We start from the raw sequence: 3,907 nt of genomic DNA on the forward strand, positions 1-3,907 counted from the left end.
GTCATCAGGCGATGGGCCCTGCGTGAGCAGTTGTCCATCCGAGAGATAGCTCGACGCACCGGCCTGTCTCGCAACACCATCCGGAAGTACCTGCGCAGCGACGACAAGGAGCCGTCGTACGCCAAGCGCGAGAGCCGCAGCCGGCTTGATCCGTTCGCGGAGAAGCTGGCCCAGTGGCTCAAGACCGAGTCCGGCAAGAACCGCAAGCAGCGGCGCACCTTGAAGCAGATGCACGCCGAGCTCATGGAGCTCGGCTACGACGGCTCCTACAACCGCGTGGCCGCCTTCGCGCGGGACTGGGCGCTCAAGCGCCAGGAAGCCCAGAAGACCACGGGCCGCGGCACCTTCGTGCCGCTGGTCTTCGAGCCCGGCGAGGCCTTCCAGTTCGACTGGAGCGAGGACTGGGCCGTGCTCGGTGGCGAGCGCACCAAGCTGCAGGTGGCGCACTTCAAGCTCAGCCACAGCCGGGCCTTCTACATCCGGGCCTACCTGCTGCAGACCCACGAGATGCTGTTCGACGCACACAACCACGCCTTCCGCGTGTTTGGTGGCGTGCCCAAGCGCGGCATCTACGACAACATGAAGACCGCCGTGGACAAGGTCCTGAGCGGCAAGGCGCGCGACGTCAATGCGCGCTTCGCCGCGATGGTCAGCCACTATCTCTTCGAGGTCGAGTTCTGCAACCCGGCCTCGGGCTGGGAGAAGGGCCAAATCGAGAAGAACGTGCGCGACGCCAGGCACCGGCTCTGGCAACCCGTGCCGGCCTTCCCGTCGCTGGACGCGCTCAACGTCTGGCTGGAGGAGCGCTGCAAGGCGCTGTGGGCCGATATCTCACACGGCAAGCTGCCCGGCACCGTGCACGACGCCTGGCAGGACGAGCGACCGCTGCTGATGCAGCTGCCGCGCCCCTTCGACGGCTTCATCGAGCACACCAAGCGCGTCTCGCCGACTTGCCTAGTCACCTTCGAGCGCACGAGGTACAGCGTGCCGGCATCGTACGCCAACCGGCCGGTGAGCCTGCGCGTCTACGCAGACCGGCTCGTCGTCGCGGCCGAGGGCAACATCATCTGCGAGCACCAGCGGTTCATCGACCGCCGGCACGACACGCTCGGCAAGACGATCTTCGACTGGCGGCACTACCTGGCGGTGCTGCAGCGCAAGCCCGGCGCGCTGCGCAACGGCGCGCCGTTTGTCGAGCTGCCGCAGGCCTTCAAGCGGCTGCAGGCCGAGCTGCTCAAGAAGCCGGGCGGTGACCGAGAGATGGTCGACGTCCTGGCGCTGGTCCTGCACCACGAGGAGCAGGCGGTGCTGGCCGCCGTCGAGCTGGCCCTGGAGGTCGGCGTGCCGACCAAGATGTATGTGCTCAACGTGCTGCACCGGCTGGTGGACGGGAAGACCGAGCCACCACCGGTGAATGCCCCGCACGCGCTGCGCTTGACCAACGAGCCTCAGGCCAACGTGAACCGCTACGACGCCTTGCGCGAAGAAAGGAAGGTCCGCAATGCGTGACTCAGCAACCAACGGGCTCATGACCGCGCTGCGCGAGCTCAAGATGTTTGGCATGGCGCAGGCCGTGGGTGACCTGGCCGAGCAAGGCGCGCCAGCCTTTGAAGCCGCACAGCCCTTCCTGGCCCAGCTGCTCAAGGCCGAGTCCGCCGAGCGGGAGGTGCGTGCCGTCGCGTACCAGCTCAAGCAGGCCAAGTTCCCGGTTTACCGAGACTTGGCTGGCTTCGAGTTTGCGCACAGCGAGGTGAACGAGGCGCTGGTGAAACAGCTGCACCGCGGCGAGTTCATGGACCGGGCGGAGAACGTCGTGCTGGTCGGCGGGCCGGGTACGGGCAAGACCCACCTGGCCACCGCCATCGGCGTGCAGGCCCTAGAGCATCACCGGCGACGGGTGCGCTTCTTCTCCACGGTGGAGCTTGTGAACCAGCTGGAGCAGGAGAAGCTGAACAACAAGACCGGCCAGATGGCGCACCGGCTGGCTCACATGGACCTGGTGATCCTCGACGAGCTCGGCTACCTGCCGTTTAGCTCCTCGGGCGGCGCGCTGCTCTTCCACCTGCTGAGCAAGCTCTACGAGCGCACCAGCGTCGTCATCACAACGAACCTGAGCTTCAGCGAATGGGCCACCGTCTTCGGCGACGCCAAGATGACGACGGCGCTGCTGGACCGTCTCACGCACCACTGCCATATCCTTGAAACCGGCAACGAGAGCTACCGGTTCAAGAACAGTTCCGCGCAGCCCATCAAGAAGGAGTCCAAGACCAAGAAGTTACCCACAGCCTGAGCCTCAACGGCTCGAACAAGGGTGGGTCAAGATTGGATGGAAACGGTGGGTCAGGATCGCGCGGGAATCAACAGGCAAACAGGGTGGGCAGGGGCGACAAGGCGTGCCGGCGCGCCGCAGCCTGATACGACTTGATGACATTGTCGGAGCAGCCGTCTTCGGCCACCTGCTTGGGCACCTCGTCGCCTGGGTGCGCCTCCGCGACAGCGATTCGCGCACCTTATCGCTACAGCGGCTGCTGATGCACCTTGTTCAGCTCAACGAGGATGCAACGCATCCGTTCTCGACTTACGACGTTAGTGTTGAACAACGCGTACGAGAATGCACCGCTGATTTGTCCGCCCCTGTCCGTGGCCAGTCTTGACAGTTGCACATTGTTCGACTGACCTGGATAGAAGAACTCGAAGAGAGCATCAAACTGCTCCTGCTGCGCTCGCTCAATCGATGTCGCACCGAGGCGACATTTCTGATCCCGATCATGCTCGGTCACATATCCGCGATCGGACAAGACCTCTACGAGGCGTTCAAAACTCACCTCTCCGCGGCGAACCAAGTCAATTAGCGAGGAGTTGTCCATCGTGTTGAACCGCAAAGGGCTTCCAGGGTTGCGGCAGCGCTATTGCTGCATGAGCTTGCCTAGCGTACAGCTGCTCATCCGAATTGATAGATAGGCGATCCGTGCAGGCATACGCCTATGAGTTTTGTCGCTCAGCGGTCGACCGGATACGCTGGCGGCGCGGCCGGCCACGGAGAACCTTCGACCATGAAGATGTACATCCTAGTTCGAGACGACATCCCGCTGGGCTTTGCCATGGTTGCGGTGGCGCACGCTTCCCTCGCGGGATACCTGAAGTTTCGGGACACGCCGGAGGTCGCTGCCTGGCTGGAGGGCCCATTTTTCAAGGCGGTGTGCAAGGTGACGCCGCAGGAGTTCGAACGCGCAAAGACGGTCGAGGATCACGTCGTCCTTACCGAATCTGCCCTCGGCGACCAACAGGTGGCGATTGTCTTCAAGCCGCGGACGGAGTGGCCGAAGATGTTTAGATTCTTGCGGCTGTATCGCGACGCGCCGGCTGCTGCGCCCGCCTGCGCGATCGACGCCGGGATGCACGACTAGGAAGTTGCCCGCCAGTTACCCCGCGACGATCGAGCGCGCGGCAACGTAGAGCGGGTCGCCCCTGCCTATATTTCCAGCTTGGGCAGCGACTTCACCACCTTGATCGTCTCTAGACTGACTGTCACCACACGCTGAAACAGCTCCATCGGATAGCGCGCGTTGCCCATGGTCTGGACGGCCCAGTCGTTGGCGTCGTTGACTATGCCGCTGTCGTTGTCCGTCTTGACACTCTGACGCTCGACCACCCAGTCCAGAGCCGGTTTGCCGTTGACCACGTAGTCGTAGGCTTCCAGTGGGATGCCGGTCAAAGTGATCCTGTCGTTGTAGTGCAGAGTCGTCAGGTCCTTGTCCTTGCCCTTCTTGCCGTAGCGCATCTTCTCGACGCGGTAGTCGGCGTCGGTGAGCTTCTTGCCGGCGCTGTCGATCTTCAGCGGGTAAGGCTCGACGCTCTCGTAGTTCAGATGCAGCTCGGCCAGCTTGCGGCCGGCCCGGGAGAAGGC

The 3,907-nt window shown here is 63.5% G+C and carries 5 protein-coding genes; 3 read left to right on the forward strand and 2 right to left on the reverse strand.

Translation table 11 applies throughout. The annotated features are described in order from the left end of the window. A partial coding sequence (gene istA / locus VIM98_RS03180; protein WP_331991645.1) for an IS21 family transposase occupies positions 1-1,509 on the forward strand: 1,509 nt, incomplete at its 5' end. Continuing rightward, positions 1,502-2,290, forward strand: a complete 789-nt coding sequence (istB, locus tag VIM98_RS03185; protein ID WP_331991646.1) for an IS21-like element helper ATPase IstB — start codon at positions 1,502-1,504, stop codon at positions 2,288-2,290. The genes istA and istB, both read left to right, overlap by 8 nt. Before the next feature lie 226 nt (positions 2,291-2,516). On the opposite strand, the gene VIM98_RS03190 is transcribed toward istB, so the two are convergent. Beyond that, positions 2,517-2,882 (reverse strand): hypothetical protein, encoded by a 366-nt coding sequence (locus VIM98_RS03190; protein ID WP_331991647.1) that lies wholly within the window; start codon positions 2,880-2,882, stop codon positions 2,517-2,519. A gap of 171 nt (positions 2,883-3,053) precedes the next feature. Here VIM98_RS03190 and VIM98_RS03195 point away from each other — a divergent pair, with 171 nt between their 5' ends. After that, complete coding sequence (locus VIM98_RS03195) at positions 3,054-3,407, forward strand: hypothetical protein (RefSeq protein ID WP_331991648.1); 354 nt, start codon at positions 3,054-3,056, stop codon at positions 3,405-3,407. A gap of 65 nt (positions 3,408-3,472) precedes the next feature. Here the strand turns inward: VIM98_RS03195 and VIM98_RS03200 are convergent. Beyond that, on the reverse strand, positions 3,473-3,907 hold a 435-nt coding region (locus VIM98_RS03200; RefSeq protein ID WP_331991649.1), incomplete at its 5' end, for a type ISP restriction/modification enzyme.

This window comes from Dyella sp., assembly GCF_036568765.1.
In the GTDB taxonomy this organism is placed as follows: domain Bacteria; phylum Pseudomonadota; class Gammaproteobacteria; order Xanthomonadales; family Rhodanobacteraceae; genus GSA-30.

Bases quoted from the DNA above. Each gene is read 5' to 3' on its own strand.
- istB (WP_331991646.1), top strand. From the start codon at position 1,502: ATGCGTGACTCAGCAACCAACGGGCTCATGACCGCGCTGCGCGAGCTC.
- VIM98_RS03195 (WP_331991648.1), top strand. From the start codon at position 3,054: ATGAAGATGTACATCCTAGTTCGAGACGACATCCCGCTGGGCTTTGCC.